This window comes from Streptomyces sp. NPDC098789 (assembly GCF_044759975.1).
GTDB lineage: Bacteria > Actinomycetota > Actinomycetes > Streptomycetales > Streptomycetaceae > Streptomyces.
In genome coordinates this window covers 710079-726949 of sequence record NZ_JBIWAJ010000002.1, presented here as the reverse complement: position 1 = coordinate 726949, position 16871 = coordinate 710079, and the positions used below count along the sequence as shown (strand labels likewise).

Annotated in this window: 15 protein-coding genes and 2 pseudogenes; 10 read left to right on the top strand and 7 right to left on the bottom strand. The window is 68.4% G+C overall.

Translation table 11 applies throughout. The features are described from left to right. Together ACIQWR_RS07620 and ACIQWR_RS07615 are read left to right on the top strand one after the other, a co-directional pair. Positions 1-771 (top strand): annotated as a pseudogene (locus ACIQWR_RS07620) (PIG-L family deacetylase); the annotation flags it as partial. Between the two features lie 160 nt (positions 772-931). Then, entirely contained in the window at positions 932-1822 is an 891-nt protein-coding gene (locus tag ACIQWR_RS07615; RefSeq protein ID WP_404005752.1) for a hypothetical protein, read from the top strand. Between the two features lie 13 nt (positions 1823-1835). Here ACIQWR_RS07615 and ACIQWR_RS07610 read toward each other — a convergent pair whose 3' ends face one another. The 3 genes and pseudogenes from ACIQWR_RS07610 to ACIQWR_RS07600 form a co-directional block, all read right to left on the bottom strand. Next, positions 1836-2633, bottom strand: coding sequence for a hypothetical protein (locus ACIQWR_RS07610; protein WP_404005751.1), 798 nt, complete (start codon positions 2631-2633; stop codon positions 1836-1838). Between the two features lie 237 nt (positions 2634-2870). After that, positions 2871-2957: pseudogene (locus ACIQWR_RS07605) on the bottom strand (glutamine synthetase); the annotation flags it as partial. A gap of 160 nt (positions 2958-3117) precedes the next feature. After that, positions 3118-4419 carry a hypothetical protein gene (locus tag ACIQWR_RS07600; RefSeq protein ID WP_404005749.1) on the bottom strand — a complete coding sequence of 434 codons (1302 nt, stop codon included), beginning with the start codon at positions 4417-4419 and terminating at the stop codon, positions 3118-3120. A gap of 291 nt (positions 4420-4710) precedes the next feature. Here ACIQWR_RS07600 and ACIQWR_RS07595 point away from each other — a divergent pair, with 291 nt between their 5' ends. After that, positions 4711-6174, top strand: a complete 1464-nt coding sequence (locus ACIQWR_RS07595; protein ID WP_404005748.1) for an AAA family ATPase — start codon at positions 4711-4713, stop codon at positions 6172-6174. Between the two features lie 26 nt (positions 6175-6200). Continuing rightward, entirely contained in the window at positions 6201-7166 is a 966-nt protein-coding gene (locus ACIQWR_RS07590) for a hypothetical protein (protein ID WP_404005746.1), read from the top strand. Between the two features lie 121 nt (positions 7167-7287). On the opposite strand, the gene ACIQWR_RS07585 is transcribed toward ACIQWR_RS07590, so the two are convergent. Then, entirely contained in the window at positions 7288-8568 is a 1281-nt protein-coding gene (locus ACIQWR_RS07585; RefSeq protein WP_404005799.1) for an IS256 family transposase, read from the bottom strand. A gap of 84 nt (positions 8569-8652) precedes the next feature. Between ACIQWR_RS07585 and ACIQWR_RS07580 the strand changes: the two genes are divergently transcribed. Further along, positions 8653-9327, top strand: coding sequence for a tyrosine-type recombinase/integrase (locus ACIQWR_RS07580; protein ID WP_404005745.1), 675 nt, complete (start codon positions 8653-8655; stop codon positions 9325-9327). A 75-nt stretch (positions 9328-9402) separates the two neighbouring features. Here the strand turns inward: ACIQWR_RS07580 and ACIQWR_RS07575 are convergent, their stop codons facing one another. Continuing rightward, positions 9403-10764 (bottom strand): glutamine synthetase family protein, encoded by a 1362-nt coding sequence (locus ACIQWR_RS07575; protein WP_404005744.1) that lies wholly within the window; start codon positions 10762-10764, stop codon positions 9403-9405. Positions 10765-10979: 215 nt separating this feature from the next. On the opposite strand from ACIQWR_RS07575, the gene ACIQWR_RS07570 reads away from it, so the two are divergent. The 3 genes from ACIQWR_RS07570 (at position 10980) to ACIQWR_RS07560 (ending at position 12952) form a co-directional block, all read left to right on the top strand. Further along, complete coding sequence (locus ACIQWR_RS07570; protein WP_404005743.1) at positions 10980-11636, top strand: DUF3105 domain-containing protein; 657 nt, start codon at positions 10980-10982, stop codon at positions 11634-11636. Further along, on the top strand, positions 11633-12364 hold the full coding sequence (locus ACIQWR_RS07565) for a DUF305 domain-containing protein (protein ID WP_404005742.1): 732 nt from the start codon (positions 11633-11635) through the stop codon (positions 12362-12364). Before ACIQWR_RS07570 ends, ACIQWR_RS07565 begins: the two co-directional genes overlap by 4 nt. Before the next feature lie 168 nt (positions 12365-12532). Then, a complete protein-coding gene (locus ACIQWR_RS07560; RefSeq protein ID WP_404005741.1) occupies positions 12533-12952 on the top strand; it encodes a CBS domain-containing protein in 420 nt (139 codons plus the stop codon). A gap of 9 nt (positions 12953-12961) precedes the next feature. Here ACIQWR_RS07560 and ACIQWR_RS07555 read toward each other — a convergent pair whose 3' ends face one another. Together ACIQWR_RS07555 and ACIQWR_RS07550 are read right to left on the bottom strand one after the other, a co-directional pair. Further along, positions 12962-13801 carry an alpha/beta fold hydrolase gene (locus tag ACIQWR_RS07555; RefSeq protein WP_404005798.1) on the bottom strand — a complete coding sequence of 280 codons (840 nt, stop codon included), beginning with the start codon at positions 13799-13801 and terminating at the stop codon, positions 12962-12964. Positions 13802-13878: 77 nt separating this feature from the next. Continuing rightward, the gene (locus ACIQWR_RS07550) at positions 13879-14565 is read right to left on the bottom strand and encodes a DUF998 domain-containing protein (RefSeq protein ID WP_404005740.1); all 687 of its coding nucleotides are present in this window, start codon (positions 14563-14565) and stop codon (positions 13879-13881) included. A gap of 72 nt (positions 14566-14637) precedes the next feature. Between ACIQWR_RS07550 and ACIQWR_RS07545 the strand changes: the two genes are divergently transcribed. Then, positions 14638-15087: a DUF6153 family protein gene (locus ACIQWR_RS07545; RefSeq protein ID WP_404005739.1), complete on the top strand. Its 450-nt coding sequence runs from the start codon at positions 14638-14640 to the stop codon at positions 15085-15087. 94 nt (positions 15088-15181) lie between these two features. Further along, positions 15182-16861, top strand: a complete 1680-nt coding sequence (locus ACIQWR_RS07540) for a multicopper oxidase family protein (RefSeq protein ID WP_404005738.1) — start codon at positions 15182-15184, stop codon at positions 16859-16861. The last annotated feature ends 10 nt before the right edge of the window (positions 16862-16871 follow it).

Genomic DNA, 16871 nt, shown 5'->3' with positions numbered 1-16871 from the left:
GGCCCGTGGCAGGTGCTCGGCACCCCCGAGGGCTCCGACGCGTCCGGCACCTCCGACCTCGGCGGCCCCACCGCCACCGTGGGCGCCGACGGCCGCCTGGCCGTGTACGTGCGCGACGCGCAGCACACCCTGCGCGCCCGCGAGCAGCAGACCCCCGGCGGCGCCTTCGGCCCGTGGCAGAAGCTCGGCGGCGAGGACCTCCAGGGCGACCCGGTGGCCGTGACCGACGCGGCCGGCCGCCGCCACGTGTACGCCGCCACCTCCAAGTCGGTCCTGGCCTGGACCCAGCAGACCCCGGGCGGCCCCTTCCAGGGCCCCTTCGCCACGGACCTCCCGGCCACCACGGGCCCGGTGTCGGCCGTCGCCGAAGGGGACGGCGTACGGCTGTACTTCCGCCGCCCCGACTCGGGCACCGTGCGCAGCGCGCTGGTCACGGTGGGCGGGCCGAAGCCGGTCGTCTCGCACGTGGCGGAGGCGGGCGGGCGGGCCGGGTACGGCGCGGTGAGCGTCGCGGGCCGGCTGCTGACGGGCCGCGCCGACACGGGCACCATCAGCACGACCGCCCTCGGTGCGGCGCCCGCCTGGACGGAGTCCCAGATGCTCTACGCCGGCGCGCCCTCCAGCATCCTGGACGCGGCCGGCGCCACGACCACGGCGGTCCTGGGCCTGGACGCGGAGCTGCACGTCACCACCACGCTCCCGGACATCGCCGACCTGAGCCTGAGCCGCGTCTCGCGCACGATCTGGCGCCCGGCGGTCACCCGCCCCTGACGCCCGCCCGTACCCCCTGTCCGCGAAGTCCCCTGAAATCCCCCGATGTTGCGTCTTGCCATGTCCTGAACCAACAGGCAAAGATCATCGGGTTCAGGCCGTCGTGGCCTGACGCGTGACGCCACACCACTTCGGGGGGAACCGAACAGTGAAGATACGCATGCCCGGACGCGGCCTGGTCCGCACGGCCGCCCTGCTCGCCATGGTCCTGCCGGCCGCGGCCGGCCTGCTCGGCGGCGCCGTCGCCGAGGCCGCACCGGTCGGGAACAGCACGTTCATGTGGTCCGGCGACCCGGGCCAGGGCGGCGACGACCAGGCCCGCTGGTACGCCTCGACGGACGGCGACGTCTTCGGCGCGACCGCCTCCGCCGACCACGGCTCGATCTCGGTGACGATCAACCGGCCGGGCGACCCGTGGACGCTCGACCTGGCCGCGCCCGCGGGCCAGGAACTGGCGGTGGGCAACTACGCCGACGCGGTCCGCGTCCCGGAGACCGGCCCGCGTCCCGACGTTCCGAGCGTGTTCGCCAACGGCTACTACGGCGGCTGCGCCACCCTCACCGGCGCCTTCGGCATCAAGAAGCTGGAGTGGGGTCCGGGCCGTACGGTGAAGGCGCTGGAGGTGTACTACAACCAGGACTGCGACGATCGCAACGTGCTGCACGGCCACCTCGACATCACCGCCACCCCCGTCCCGCCCCGCCTGGCCCTGAGCCTGACCATCGCCACCGACGGCAAGGTGGCCCCCGCGACCGGCCGCGCCACCCTGCACGGCACGGTCACCTGCTCCAAGCCCGTCCGGTTCTCCGTGACCGGCACCTCGGTCCAGCAGCTCCAGCACACGACCACCAACGGCATCCTGTACTCCACCGAGATCGCCTGCGTCCCGGGCCAACCGATGCCGTGGACGGGCGAATCCCGCAACCTGAACGGCGTCGCCTTCGTCAAGGGCAAGCTGAGCGTCGACGCGGTGATCCGCGCCTACGACCCGGACGGCGCCAAGGTCGTCGAGGCCACCAAGACGAAGCTGGTCACCCTGACCAAGTCCTGACCCCCGCACGCCCCTAGGGCGGGCCCGCCCCCTTCGCCGGGGAGCCGGGCCCGCCCTGCTGCGCATTCAGGGCCCCCGCGAGGGACGTACACATGGCACTCAGCGTGTCGTCCCGCAGCTCCTTCGAAGTCAGCTTCTCGGCCAGCAGGTTCCCGAAGTGGAGGAAGTGAATGGACGTCAACTGACGGTGCTGCGCCGCGAGGGACTCGGCAGCCGTCTTGAACATCTTCAGGAAGATCACGGCGATGAAGTTGCTGAGGATCGCGCTGACAGCCCCCAACGCGCCGATGAGGATCTGCCCGGACAGCTCCACCTCGGACTTCCGTGTCAGGAGGTAGAGGGCGGCCCCGACGATGGCGAGCCCCGAGAGCATGCACACGATCCCGGTGAAGAACAGGATGGCGGCGTGCGAGAGCGACTGGTCGTAGTACCTCTTGAGCTCCTGCTGGTGCTGTTTGAACAGGAGGTAGGACTTGATGGCCGGGCCCTTGTCCTTGCTGGCCATGAGTTCTTCCTCGTCCGCCAGCGACTGCATCTCGATCTCGACCGTCTTGTTGGACAGGACGAACAGCCCTATGAGGGCCAACAGGGTTCCGTAGAACGCCCCGCACAGCAGGAACAAGAGGTGGTGGCGGGCGAGCCCGAAGTAGGCCGCCACCGCGATGACCGCCAGCCCCAACACGACACAAGGCCAGCCGATCCAGTCCCTCTTCCTCCTGTTCTTCGCGCACTCCCTCCGCCTCGCCGCCATCCTCTGTTCCTTCGCCAGGATCTCCTTGGCCTGCTTCTCGTTCTCGAACCATTCCTTCATTTGGCGCTTCTTGCTCACGGGGAGTGACTGCCGCATCCTGCTCGTGAGGTCCATGTCCGGGATCACCTCGATCAGGGCGCCTACGAGCCGCGCTCGCGTCCCGCGCCATTTCCAGTGAACGCTCGCCGAACCGGGCCGGCAACTCGCCGTCAGAGAAAACGAGACGGCTCCGGGCCGGCGGTCGTCGACCGTCGGCCCGGAGTGGCGTGCGTGCCCCGAAGGGGCTCTGGCCTGTGCTTACAGCACCGGCATCATCTTGCGGAGTTCGAAGGCCGTGACCTCCGAGCGGTACTCCTCCCACTCCTGCTTCTGGTTGCGCAGGAACTGAGGCAGCTAGCCCCGTGCATGCGTCGCCCCTCGCTGACCTCCAGGTCATGGGCGGGAAGGCGGTCGCCTATGGCCGTCACGGGTCACCCTCGACCGCCCTCCGACGGCCCACAGACGGCCCAGACACAGGGCCCGGCAGCGCAGGTCAGCACGCCATTTAGGCGAGCACATCGTCTTCGCGACCGGGCCAAGCAAGCGTGATCCCTACCCGCTCACACAGGGCGACCCATCGCGATTCCGACGGTTCGCGCTCTACCCACAGGACAGCGCGCACGGAGTCAGCCCTGCCCTTGAGCCTGTCGTGGTAGTCGAGCAGCTGCCCGACGCCCGCACGCAGCTGACGCGTCTCGTTGGCCAGCGTGAGTGACTTCACCTCGCACACCGAGAGCTCGGCTGCATGCAACCGCCATGCGAGGTCAAAGTCAGGGTCACCAACACCCGGTGAGAGCACATCCAACCCGCGCGCGGCAGCCGCCTTGGCGAGGTCGTTCTGGAGCTTGCGGTGGGTCTTGAGATTCCTCCCCACTAGGTCAGAGTCAGGAAGGCTTTGCTCAGCAGGGGCCGGCTCTACTGACTCGTCCGCCACGCGGTACCCGCAACCGACTGGAACGCTCGCCGGTTGCGTGGTGCTGCCGATCGGCGCCAGGTGAAACCGAATGACCTTCCGGAGCGGCCCGCCGCCTGTCTCCGGCGCCTCACCCCATGAGTACGGCTGCTCCGGGTCCACCGCGAACTCGCCGACGTACCGGACCACACCACGCGACCCTTCGAAAAGCCGGAGGGCGAGCCCCAGACTCACATGGTCACGGGTGGAACCATTCCCCAAGCTGTCGAAGGTCTGCGGGCCAGTCTGCCCGTCTCCGGTGTAGTGGAACGTGCCGTCTTCTGCCCACTTGTCGAAGTAGCCGTGCTGATGGCCCGTCTTCGGATCGGTGAACAGCAAGATGTTGTCCGACTTGGCGCACTTGCTGATGCCACCCTGGCGGCTACCGCCGTACCGGTCGTGCAGCTCCCTGCGCTTGATGGTCTGACCCGGGAGAAGATGCCACGCGGGCGCGGCGTCGTCGGTCGGCTCGTCAGCGAAGGCTTCCTGGAAGGCACTCCACTGCTCCTCCGTCACCTTGTGAGGGTTCGTAGCGAACAGGGAACGCAACGGCGACCGCTCCTCAAAGCGCGCGTCCTCCTGAAAACGCTGCCGCGGGATCGCCTGCTGAAGCCACTCATCCATGACCAGCGGCGCGTACCAGCGCGTTCCGGGATCCTCTTGCCAGTACTCATCCGGGGCGCTCGCCTGCTGCGTCGGGACGCCAGTGATACGCCCCCTGCCGACAAGGCCGCCCCTGGGCCCGGTCACCCACATCACAAACTGGTCGCCAGCGGCCAACTCCTTGAGGTGCCGCCCGACGCTCCAGGAACTGAGGTCGTGCCCGTCCTGCCGGTACCTGTCGAGCTCGAACATCTCCTGGTTGCACGCCAGAAGCCACGTCGCCATACCCACCCCCGTCGGGTCGAGGAGATCAACCACACGAGATTACGACAGCCATGTGACAGGCCGCTGAGACCCCGGGGCGACAGCCAGGAAGGTATAGCCGTCCGACGGCTCTGGCATCGGCCCTCCCGCACAGAGACTCGAAGAGGCTACGTACACCGCAGCTCTGGCGTTGCAATGAACCTTGCCTCCGCCCCGCACCCATCCCCTATGGTCACTGTCATTGAATCGTTGCAAGCCCCAAGTCCTGCAGGAGAATCCATGCCAGTCGAGGAAAGTGCACTAGTCTCTGCGTTCGAAATCCACGGACTTTTCGGGAATAAATATTTGCATGTCGACCTCAGCGGAGATCAAGAAGATTCTCCGCGAGGCCGCCGCCTATCACTACTGTACGGAAATAATGGCAGCGGAAAGACAACCGCCTTGAAACTCCTCTGGCACGCGCTTTCAGCATCAGGTAAGCAGGGCCATCGATCACAAATTGCAAGCACCCCGTTCGAGCGCTTCACCATCTTCCTCTGTGGTGGCGACGTGATCACATTCACGAAAACGGATGGCCCAGTCGGCGATTTCAAAGTCGCGGTCACAAAGAATGAAAAGAAGGCTGTAGAGCAGTTCTATAAAATGCTTCCCGACGGAACCGTGACTGCGGTTCCATCCATCCGAGAAGCGCAACCTAGCCACCAAAAGCCGCTTTTTGAACTCGATGAAATGACTCCGAGACACTCGGCAGCGACAGCCTGGGAGGAGCTATCCACAGAACTTTACGTCACGCTCCAGACAGGCATCCGGCGCAGCGGAATGGAACCCGACGCCTATGTGGACTACCTCGAAAAGCTAAGCGCGAGCCCCTACATGCTTGCCGACGACCGCCGAATCTACGGTGACGATATTGACCAAGTCGCAAGTAGGCACCGGGGCCGCCGAGCAGTCGATCCCGAAAGTGGCGGGTCAAGCTCACACGCCGGCGGCGTAACAGCGGAACTAGCAGTGGCCGTACAGCGCGCGTCAGACATGATCCAGAAGATGATCATCAACGGGAACGTCTCGGGATCCCGAGGGTCGAATAACGTATATTTGGGGATTCTGCAAAAAATCTCCCAATCGACCCCCAGAGAGGTGGATACGGAAACCAGGGCGCGACTGAACGAAAACCTGAAGGAAATTTCCAGAAGGACGGCCGATTACAGCAAATATGGACTTATGCCAAAGCTTCACGAGGAGTCTTTTCTTGAGGTTCTTGGCCGAACTCCCGACAGTCGACTCGACGTCGCCGAAGAGGTCTTGCAGCCCTTCGTAGAAGCACAGGTCGCACGCCTAGACGCATTGGATCCCGTGGCAGGACTCCTCGCCACGCTAACGCGCGAGATTGATCGATTCTTCGAAAGCAGCGGGAAGCACGTCAAATACAGGTCACAAACTGGCGTACGAGTCCTCTCCGAGGACAATGAATCCCTCTCTCCGGAGAACCTTTCGTCCGGTGAACGCCAAATTCTTCTCCTGCTACTAAATACCGTGCTCGCGCGACAGAACACGCGGCTCTTCCTGATCGACGAGCCTGAACTGAGCCTGAATGTGAAGTGGCAGAGGCAGTTGATGGGTGCACTCATGTCCCTGACAGAGGGGACCCCGGTCCAATTCGTAGTCGCCACTCACTCGATTGAGGTTATTACGGGCCATCGGGATTCTCTTGCGAAAGTGGCCCCCAGGAAGTTGGGCGACTGAGAAAATCTGCGAGCGGGGAGGGTGAAGTGCAAGACAATGCCGCAAGGCGCACCGTAGACGAGCTCGTAACTCTCTACGATCTGGAGCCTGACGTGCGGGATATTTTCGTTGAAGGTAGGTCAGACAGGAACTTCCTCGCATCACATCTGGCACCTGAGCTCGAATCAAATCCATGCAGGGTGTACGCCATTTCCGACCGCGTGTGCGTCTCCGATGGAGATTTGCTTAAGGCAGGGTTGCCAACAGGAGAGCGGGGGCGCATAATCTGGCTGGCAAGGCAGCTCGCTGACAGATTGCCGGGCAATACGTCGGCTGCACTTGTCGCCGACAAGGATTTCGCCAGCCTAGGTGCGGATGCGCATGATGATATCCATGGACTTCTTTATACCGACTACTCGTCGATAGAGGCGTACGCTCTCAACGAGACCACCTTGGGGAAGCTGCTGAGAGTGACGTTCGGGGCGCCGGATGACATTACTGGATCCACACTGCTCTCCCGAATTACGCCGGCACTGGTATCACTATTCGTGATTCGCTTGTGCCTCCGTGACAGCGGCTGCGGCGCGACTCTAACCGTAAAACTACTTTCAAAGTGGGAACTGGGCGACCAATCACAGGGGAGAGTCCGGGAAACATTCAAGGCCTGTCTGCACGCCCTTCCACCATCGGAACGCAATGGCCACACTGACGAGAGCCTACATGTCAGATACTTGGAACATCTAGAAAGAGTGGATTCCGAGTTTCGAAACTTCGTCAACGGACATGACGTCAGCAAGATGTTGGTCCGGTTTCTAAAAATCGCTTGCCCGAGCGTATTTAACTCATCGGCTAGACGTCCATTTCAAGATCCTGAGGTCTTGGAAACGGTTTTGATGTCCACCATCGAAACTTCTCACATCGCGCATGAGGGTCTTTTCAGAGCACTCAGAGTATGGCTTCAGGGCACGGCTGAGGCGGCTGAACTACATGCACACGAACCACATTTGGAATAGATCCTGGCGGCGTGGTGACGGGCAGCCGCTCTCGCCACGGCCGTCCCCGTTCTGTCGGCCGGGGCTCTGGCCAGAGCATGGGGTCCATAAAGTTAACCGTGGTTCTGGAGTTGTTAGAGGTTCAGCGGCGGGCGGCTGAGAGTCGGCCGTCGAAGGTGATGTCGAAGGCGTTCAGAGCCGCTTTCCAGCGTTGGGTCCAGCGTTTGCGTCCCTGGCCGGTGGGGTCGAGGCTCATGATCGCCATGTAGACGCACTTGATGGCGGCCTGCTCATTCGGGAAGTGGCCGCGGGACCGGACGGCCTTTCGGATGCGGGTGTTCACGGATTCGATCGCGTTGGTGGTGCACACGATCCGCCGTATCTCGGTGTCGAACTGGAGGAACGGCACGAACTCAGCCCACGCGTTCTCCCACAGCCGCACGATCGCGGGGTACTTCTGGCCCCATTCCTCCTGGAACTCCAGGAACCGTTCCGTCGCGGCGTCTTCAGTCGCCGCGGTGTAGACGGGCTTGAGGGCTTTCGAGATCTTGTCCCAGTCCTGCCGGGCTGCGTAGCGGAACGAGGCCCTCAGAAGGTGAACGACGCAGGTCTGCGTGATGGCCTGCGGCCAGACCGCGCCGATCGCGTCGGGCAGCCCCTTCAGCCCGTCGCAGACGACCATGCATACGTCTTCCGTCCCGCGATTTTTGATCTCGGTGAGGACCTGGAGCCAGTACTTGGCACCCTCGCCTCCGTCGCCGGCCCACAGGCCCAGGATCTCGCGAGTTCCCTCAACGGTGACGGCCAGGACCACGTAGAGCGGCCTGTTCGCGACCTTCCCGTCCCGCAGCTTCACGTGGACACAGTCAATGAACAAAACCGGGTAAACCGAGTCCAGGGGCCGGCTCTGCCATTCGTTCATGCCGTCGACCACCTTGTCGGTAATCGTCGAGATGGTCGTCTTGGAGACCTCGGCGCCGTAGACCTCCGCGAGGTGGGCGGAGATCTCAACATGGGTCAGACCGCGGGCCGAAAGCGACAGCACCATCTCATCGACGCCGGTCAGCCGGCGCTGCCGCTTCTTGACGATCTGCGGCTCGAACGAGCCCTCCCGGTCCCGCGGGACCTCAAGCACGACCGGGCCGACCTCGGTCACCACCGCCTTCGACCGAGTCCCGTTCCGGGTGTTGCCCGAGCCGGCCTTCTCATGCTTCTCGTGCCCGAGGTGATCGGTGATCTCGCCTTCCAGAGCAGACTCGAGGATCCGCTTCGTCAGCTGCTGCAGCAGGCCGCCCTGGCCCGTCAGCTTGATCCCGTCGGCCTTGGCCCGGTCCACCAGCTGACTGATCAGCTGGTCATCCACAACGTCCGGTACCAACCCGGACGGCTGCACTTCCGCCACGGCCTCCGCCGACACGGTCACGTCTGTCATCAGGTGTCACTTCCTGTTCGAAGATCCACCGTTGACCGTACAGACCCGCCGTGAACACCCGAACGGCTCTTCGCCGTGCGGGGCGCGCTGCCGAAGCGGTACAGGGCGATGGCCGATGCCGGCGGCGGACTCGGGCTCCGGCAGGGTGAGATCTTCGGATTGCCTGACGACCCCGCCGACTTCCGGGGTGAATGGCTCCGGGTGGCCAATCAGGTGAAGGTGGCGAACGGGCACCTCGTCTTCGGTCCGCCCAAGCGAGAGAAGGAGCGGGATGTGCCGCTCCCCCATCGCATCGGTCAGATGCTGCGGGAGCACCGCGAGGAGTTCCCGCCCGTGGACGTGACGCTTCCCTGGTTGAAGCCGGACGGGCCGCTCGTCACCAAGCGGCTGCTGTTCTCCCTACCGGGTGGCAGCGCCGTGCGGCGGACCGACTTCAATACGCGGGTGTGGAAGTTCGCCCTCGTGCAGGCCGGCATCATCCCCGAGCCACAGCCGGGCGAGCGCCACCAGGCCGCGCGCGAGCACGGGATGCACGCCCTGAGGCACTTCTACGCCTCCGTGCTGCTGGACGCCGGGGAGAACGTCAAGGCGCTCAGTACGTACCTCGGGCACGGCGACCCCGGCTTCACGCTCCGGACCTACACGCACCTCATGCCGAGCAGCGAAGGGCGGACACGGAAGGCCGTGGACGGCATGTACGAGGCCACCGATTCCGCAGCGGACGGCCCACAGGCGGCCCAGGGGGAATGAGACGACTCAGGGCCGGTGGTCGATGACCACCGGCCCTGAGTGTCAGAAATTTCTGACAGTGCTGCTGACCTGCAGCTACAGCACCGGCATCATCTTGCGGAGTTCGAAGGCCGTGACCTCGGAGCGGTACTCCTCCCACTCCTGCTTCTTGTTGCGCAGGAAGAAGTCGAAGACGTGCTCGCCCAGGGTCTCCGCGACGAGTTCGCTGCGCTCCATCAGGGAGATGGCCTCGCCCAGGTTCTGCGGGAGGGGTTCGATGCCCATCGCTCGGCGTTCCGCGTCGGAGAGGGCCCAGACGTCGTCGTCGGCGCCGGGCGGGAGTTCGTAGCCCTCTTCGATGCCCTTGAGGCCCGCGGCCAGGAGGACCGCGTACGTCAGGTAGGGGTTGGCGCCCGAGTCGATCGAGCGGACCTCGATGCGCGAGGAGCCGGTCTTGCCCGGCTTGTACATCGGGACGCGGATCAGGGCCGAGCGGTTGTTGTGGCCCCAGCAGATGTACGAGGGCGCCTCGCCGCCGGAGCCCGCGGTGCGCGAGGAGCCGCCCCAGATGCGCTTGTAGGAGTTGACCCACTGGTTGGTGACCGCGGCCGTCTCGGCGGCGTGGCGCAGCAGGCCGGCGATGAAGGAGCGGCCCACCTTGGAGAGTTGGTACTCGGCGCCCGACTCGTAGAAGGCGTTGCGGTCGCCCTCGAAGAGGGAGAGGTGGGTGTGCATGCCCGAGCCGGGGTACTCCGAGAACGGCTTCGGCATGAAGGTGGCCTGGACGCCCTGCTCCAAGGCGACCTGCTTCATGACCAGGCGGAAGGTCATGATGTTGTCGGCCGTGGAGAGCGCGTCGGCGTAGCGCAGGTCGATCTCCTGCTGGCCCGGCGCGCCCTCGTGGTGGCTGAACTCCACCGAGATGCCCATGGATTCGAGCATGGTGATCGCCTGGCGGCGGAAGTCCATGCCGACGTTCTGCGGGGTGTGGTCGAAGTAGCCCGAGTTGTCGGCCGGGGTCGGGCGCGTGCCGTCCAGCGGCTTGTCCTTGAGCAGGAAGAACTCGATCTCCGGGTGGGTGTAGAAGGTGAAGCCCAGGTCGGAGGTCTTGTTCAGGATGCGCTTGAGCACGTAGCGCGGGTCCGCGTAGGACGGGGAGCCGTCGGGCATCAGGATGTCGCAGAACATCCGCGCGGTACCGGGGGCCTCCGCCCGCCACGGCAGTATCTGGAAGGTGCTCGGATCCGGCTTCGCGATCATGTCCGACTCGTAGACCCGGGCGAAGCCCTCGATCGCCGAGCCGTCGAAGCCGATGCCCTCGTCGAAGGCCTGCTCCAGCTCTGCGGGCGCGACCGCGACGGACTTCAGGAAGCCCAGTACGTCGGTGAACCACAGGCGCACGAAGCGGATGTCGCGCTCCTCGAGCGTCCGGAGGACGAATTCCTGCTGCTTGTCCATGCCTTCATCCTCGCAGTTCAGACGGCCTGTGCACCACATCCAGCGGCCGTGGGGCACGCCTTGGCGTACCCAGTATCGCGAGCGGTGGTTTCCGCCAGATTACGCACCCCCGCAAGCCCGTGGCACCCCCGCACTGACCTTGGACCGGTCATGAGCATTACCATCTGCGCCCATAGGGGTCCCCCCAGCCCACCCCTCCCCGCAGAAGGACTGACATGGCGAGCAAGTCCAGCAGCACCCCGGACCCGTCCCGCAAGGCGCGCATAGCCGATATGCGCCGGGCGGAGAAGTCCCGTGACCGGCGCAACAAGATCCTCGTCGTCGCCGGGTCCACGGTCCTGGTCGCCGGTCTCGTCGGTTTCGGCGGGTACGTGCTGAAGAACCAGATCGACAAGAAGGACGCCCCTCCCGGCTTCACCACCGACTCGGTGACCGGCGTGGCGAGCTGGGACGCCAAGAAGCTCGGGCGCACGCACGTCGAGACCCCGGTGAAGTACCCGATGAACCCCCCGGTCGGCGGTGACCACAACCCGCGCTGGATGAACTGCAACGGTGACGTCTACAAGAACCCGATCCCCGAGGTGAACGCGGTCCACTCGCTGGAGCACGGCGCGGTCTGGGTCACCTACAACGACAAGGCCGCCAAGGCGGACGTCGACGCGCTCGCGGCGAAGGTGGGCAAGACGCCCTACACGCTGATGAGCCCGGACAAGACCCAGTCCGGCGCGATCATGCTGAGCGCCTGGGGCAAGCAGCTCACCGTGGACAAGGCGACGGACCCGCGCGTGGACACGTTCTTCAGCACCTACGTCCAGGGCACGCAGACCCCGGAGCCCGGTGCGGCCTGCACGAGCGGCCTGGACCAGAAGTGAGCCGTACCTACTGGGCGGCGGGCAGCGCGGTCGTACTGGCGCTGCTCTTCGCGGCGGCCGCGACGATGATCGCGGCGGTGAGCGGAGGCACCGCGGACGCGGCGGACGGCCCCGGGCGGGTGCCCGCGGTGTCCTCCCCGGACGCGGGGTTCGCCCGGGACATGGCGGTGCACCACCAGCAGGCGGTGGAGATGTCGTTCATCGTGCGCGACCGCACCCAGGACGAGGCGATCCGCAACCTCGCCTACGACATCGCCAACACCCAGGCGAACCAGCGCGGGATGCTGCTGGGCTGGCTGGACCTGTGGGGGCTGCCGAAGGTGACGCCCGGCGACCCGCCGATGTCCTGGATGAACGCCGGCGACGGGGCCGCCGGCCACGACATGGGCAGCATGGGGGACACGGGCGGCGCGCAGGGCATGGAGGGCATGGCGGGGCACTCCGGCGCCGGCGCCACGACCAAGCCGGGCGCGCTGATGCCCGGGATGGCCACGAAGGAGGAGCTGGCCCGGCTGAGCACCGCCCAGGGGCGGGACGCCGAGGTCCTCTACCTCCAGCTGATGACCGACCACCACAAGGGCGGGGTGGCGATGGCGCTGGGCTGCGCGAAGCTCTGCCGGACCCCGGTCGAGCAGAAGCTGGCCCAGGGCATGGCCGAGGCGCAGCAGTCGGAGCTGACCCTGATGGCGGACATGCTGGGCAAGCGGGGAGCCGCACCGCGCCCGTGAGCCCGGGGCCGGGGCCCGGACCCCACCCGTCTCGCCCTGCCGTCGCACCTGCCCGTTTCACCCGTACGGCCGCCAGCGCTCGCGTGGGCCGAACGGGTGACCCAGGATGGTGGGGCCGCCGCGGACGCACCCCGCGCCCGGCGAAACGGCGTGCTCAGGAGGTTCGCGATGACCACCGCCGGAGAGATCATGCACCCCGGGGCCCAATGGATCCCCGCCACCGAGACCCTGGACCGGGCGGCCCAGCTGATGGCGCGCCTCGGCGTGGGCGCGCTCCCGATCAGCGACATGAACGAACGGCTCTGCGGGATCCTGACCGACCGGGACATCGTGGTGGGCTGCGTGGCCAAGGGGCACGACCCGGCGAAGACCACGGCCGGGGACATGGCGCAGGGCACCCCCCGATGGATCGACGCGGAGGCGGACGTGTCGGACGTGCTGGACGAGATGCAGAACCACCGCATCCGGCGGCTGCCGGTCATCCGGGACAAGCGGCTGGTCGGCATGATCAGCGAGGCCGACCTGGCCCGCCACCTCTCGGACGAGCAGATAGCGGGCTGGGCCGAGAAGGTATACGCCCGGGGTTAGGCCGTCGACCTAGGCCGCGGCGTCCAGGATCGTCCGGGCCACCTGGTCCGGACGGTCCAGCATGACCATGTGCCCCGAGGGGTCGGCCACCTCGAAGCGGGCGCCCAGCCGGTCGGCGAGGTCCGCCTGGCGGCCGAGCCAGTGCAGCGCGCCCGGGCTGGCGGAGCCGTCGTAACCGGCGAGCACCGTGACCGACGCGTGCAGCGGGTGCTCCGCGCGCAGGGCCAGCACCTCGGCGGCCACGTCCGGGTAGCGGGAGTTCTCCAGCAGGGTCCCGCGCCAGACCCGGCCGGTGCGGTAGCAGCGGCGTACGAGCTCCCGCGCGGCCGGGTCGGCGCCGCCGGTCCGGGAGGCCCGTACGCCGGCCCGGCGCAGCAGCGGCCCGACGGCGGCGGGCAGTCCGGCGGCGGTGACGGCCCGCCCGAGCGCCCGCGCGGCGCCGCTGCGCACGGCGGCCGGGAGCAGCGGCCGCGGGGCCCCCTCCTCGACGCTGCTGTCGAGCAGCACCACCGCGGCGGCGCGGGCCGGGTACAGGCGGGCGAAGGCTTCGGCGTGGAAGCCGGCGATGGAGTGGCCGACGACGGTGGCGGGGGCCCGCCCGGCCGGGCCGAGCGCGTCGAGCAGCGCCGCGATCCGGCGGGCCTCGCCCACGGCGGTCGGCGGCTCGGCGGCGGGGGCGCTGAGCCCGTGGCCGGGGCGGTCGAAGCGGACGACGGTGCGGTGCGGGGCCAGCAGCGCCGCCACCGGGTCCCAGTCGAACCAGCCGAGCCCGAGCCCGGCGGCGAGCACGCAGACCGGGCCGCTGCCCTCGACCACCACGTGCAGCGGCACCCCGTCGCCGGACCGCACGAAGCCCTCGTACGCCGCGCGGGTCCCGCCGAGCGGCTGGACCCCGTACGCCCCGCGACCCTCCCCCCGGGCGCCCGTCACGTGCGGCGCTCCTTGTGGACGGAGTACGCGAGCAGGCCGAGCCAGAGCGCGACGAACAGCACCTGGAGCCGCTGGCCGGCGCCGAGCGCCCAGGTCCCGCGCCCGGCGGTGAAGAGGGCGATCGCGCTCAGGGTCCACGCGGTGGCGAGGAGTTCCAGCGTCACGAGCACCGGGCCGTAGCGGGCGAGCGGGGCCCACCAGCCGTACCGGCGCGCGGCGACGGTCAGCGCGACGATGCCGACGAGGGCCCCGGTCATGGCCAGGCTGCTGCTGATCGCGTGGGCCTGGTGGGTCGCGGGGACCAGGCCGGCGGTCTCGCGGGCGGCGCATTCGGGATCGACGGTCGGGGTGCAGCTGAGCGGCAGCCAGGCGTCGGCGGCGGTGGAGGCGCCGAAGAGGGTGACGCCCGCCCAGCCGATGACCGCCCAGGGCCGCCGGGATCCGGCGTGGGTGCGCAGCCGCAGGAGGGCGAACAGGCCGCCCGCGAAGGCCAGCAGGCCCGCGGTGAAGTCGGTGGCCCGGAAGAGGCCGCCGAGCGGCTGGTCCTGGGCGGCGAGTTCGCTGACGTAGGTATCGATGGGGTTCAGGCCGGTGGACAACACGACTTCGAGCACCCAGGCGGTGTAGGCGGCGGCGCCCAGGCCGATGAGGGCGGCGACGCGCCGCGTACCGTTTGTGGACATAGTGGGACCAATCCTAAGCAGGGTCGGGGCCAATCGGATCATCGGATACCCACCCGGGGTAAGCTGCCGCGCATGACGTCCGCTGCCCGCCGCACGCCGCGAGCCGCCCGGTGGTCCCGGGTGCTGCTGCTCGCCGCGCTACTGCTGGGCATCGTCACCATGCACACGCTGGGCCACCCGGACGACTCCCCTGTCGGACAGGACGCAGCGACCGCCCACGCCGTTGCCCACGGGGCGCCCGCACCCGCCGCCCACGCCATGCCCGCACCGGCCGTGCCCGCACCCGCCGATGCGGCGGGGACGCGGCTGCGCGGGCCGGACGGCGGGATGGCGATGGACCCCATGTCGGTGTGCCTGGCCGTGCTGCTCGCCGGGATCAGCCTGGTGAGCGCGCTCGCGCTGGCGCGGACCGGGGCCGCGGCCACCGCTCGGCGGGAGGCCCGCGGGGTGCGGGCGCACGGCGGGCCCGATCCGCCCACGGGCCGGGAACTCCTCGCCCGACTGGTGGTGCTGCGCGTATAGGACGGGCCGCGCCGTGGCCCCCGCACGCCCGCGGGAGCGACGGCAGCCGTCGCCCATCCACCCACGCGTCACCACACCCACGAGGTGCACCTCCATGCGCTCTCCCGCGACCACCAGCAGCACCAGCAGCACACCCCGCCCCACCCTCCCCACCCGGCGGGCCGTGCTCGGCGCCTCCGCCGCCGTGGCCGGATCCGCCCTCCTCGCCGCCTGTTCGGGCGGCTCCGGGGGCTCCGGCATGGACCACGGGTCCATGGACCACGGATCCATGAGCGGCGGCTCCACCCCTCCCGCACCCGGCGGTTACGTCGACCCCGCCGGCCCCGAGGTCCGGGCCGCGGAGGCGGCCCGCAAGGCCACCGGCCCGGTCAGCGAGGTGAAACTGACCGCCACCGCGGGCCCGCTGGACCTCGGGGCGGGGCTGACCGCGCGCTCCTGGGCCTACGGCGACCGGCTGCCGGGCCAGGAGGTGCGGGTCACCGCGGGCGGCACCCTCGCCCTGACCCTGGCCAACCACCTGCCCCAGGCGACCTCCCTGCACTGGCACGGCCTGGCCCTGCGCAACGACATGGACGGGGTGCCGGGGCTCACCCAGCGGGACATCGCCCCGGGCGCGTCGTTCACGTACCGCTTCGCCGTGCCGCACCCGGGGACGTACTGGTTCCACCCGCACTCCGGGGTCCAGCAGGACCGCGGGCTGTACGCCCCGCTGATCGTCGAGGACCCCCGGGAGCCCCTCTCCTACGACAAGGAGTGGGTCGTGGTCCTGGACGACTGGCTGGACGGGATCGACGGCTCCACCCCGGACGCGGTCCTCGCCGAACTCCGCGGGGGCATGGGCCCGGGAGCGGCCCACGGCGGCGCCGGCGGCCACGACATGGGGGCCATGACGCCCGGCTCCCCCGCCCCCTCCGGCTCCGCCCCCTCCGGGCCCTCGCGCATGCTGATGGGCGGCGGGGGCAGCGCCGTGCTCGGCAAGGACACCGGCGACGTCGCCTACCCGCACTACCTGGTCAACGGGCGCACGGCGCGGGACCCTTCCGTCTTCACGGCCCGCCCCGGCGAGCGGATCCGGCTGCGGATCATCAACGCGGGCGGGGACACCGCCTTCCGGCTCGCCCTCGGCGGCCACGAACTGACGGTCACGCACACCGACGGCTTCCCCGTGGAGCACGCGAAGACCGGCTCGCTGCTGCTCGGCATGGGCGAGCGGTACGACGTCCTCGTCACGGCCGGGGACGGCGTCTTCCCGCTGACCGCGCTGGCCGAGGGCAAGGGGGACGGCGCCTCGGCGCTCGCGCTGCTGCGCACCGGGAGCGGGGCGGCGCCCACCGCGGCGACCCGGCCCGCCGAGCTGGCCGCTCCGCCCCTGACCGCGGACCGGTTGCGGGCCGCCGGGGCCGCGGCCCTCGCCGCGCGGGGGCCCGACCGGACGCTGCGCATCAAGCTGACGGGCGGGATGGCGGCGTACGACTGGGCCTTCGACGGGAAGCCGTACGCGGCGGACCAGCGGCACCCGGTGAAGGCGGGCGAACGGGTCCGGCTGGAGTTCAACAACTCCACAACGATGTGGCACCCGCTGCACCTGCACGGGCACACCTTCGCCCTCGGCGGGCAGCCGGGCGGGGCCCGCAAGGACACCGCGGTCATCCTGCCGGGGGCCACCTTGACGGCCGACTTCGACGCCGACAACCCGGGGCTGTGGATGCTGCATTGCCACAACGTCTACCACGCGGAGGCCGGGATGATGACGGTGCTGGGGTACCAGCGCTGACGGCCCGGGG

What these genes read in the sequence shown, in the direction of transcription:
- ACIQWR_RS07615 (WP_404005752.1), top strand. Translation starts at nt 932, where the DNA reads ATGCCCGGACGCGGCCTGGTCCGCACGGCCGCCCTGCTCGCCATGGTC.
- ACIQWR_RS07610 (WP_404005751.1), bottom strand. Translation starts at nt 2,633, where the DNA reads ATGAAGGAATGGTTCGAGAACGAGAAGCAGGCCAAGGAGATCCTGGCG.
- ACIQWR_RS07600 (WP_404005749.1), bottom strand. Translation starts at nt 4,419, where the DNA reads ATGTTCGAGCTCGACAGGTACCGGCAGGACGGGCACGACCTCAGTTCC.
- ACIQWR_RS07595 (WP_404005748.1), top strand. Translation starts at nt 4,711, where the DNA reads ATGCCAGTCGAGGAAAGTGCACTAGTCTCTGCGTTCGAAATCCACGGA.
- ACIQWR_RS07575 (WP_404005744.1), bottom strand. Translation starts at nt 10,764, where the DNA reads ATGGACAAGCAGCAGGAATTCGTCCTCCGGACGCTCGAGGAGCGCGAC.
- ACIQWR_RS07570 (WP_404005743.1), top strand. Translation starts at nt 10,980, where the DNA reads ATGGCGAGCAAGTCCAGCAGCACCCCGGACCCGTCCCGCAAGGCGCGC.
- ACIQWR_RS07560 (WP_404005741.1), top strand. Translation starts at nt 12,533, where the DNA reads ATGACCACCGCCGGAGAGATCATGCACCCCGGGGCCCAATGGATCCCC.
- ACIQWR_RS07550 (WP_404005740.1), bottom strand. Translation starts at nt 14,565, where the DNA reads ATGTCCACAAACGGTACGCGGCGCGTCGCCGCCCTCATCGGCCTGGGC.
- ACIQWR_RS07545 (WP_404005739.1), top strand. Translation starts at nt 14,638, where the DNA reads ATGACGTCCGCTGCCCGCCGCACGCCGCGAGCCGCCCGGTGGTCCCGG.
- ACIQWR_RS07540 (WP_404005738.1), top strand. Translation starts at nt 15,182, where the DNA reads ATGCGCTCTCCCGCGACCACCAGCAGCACCAGCAGCACACCCCGCCCC.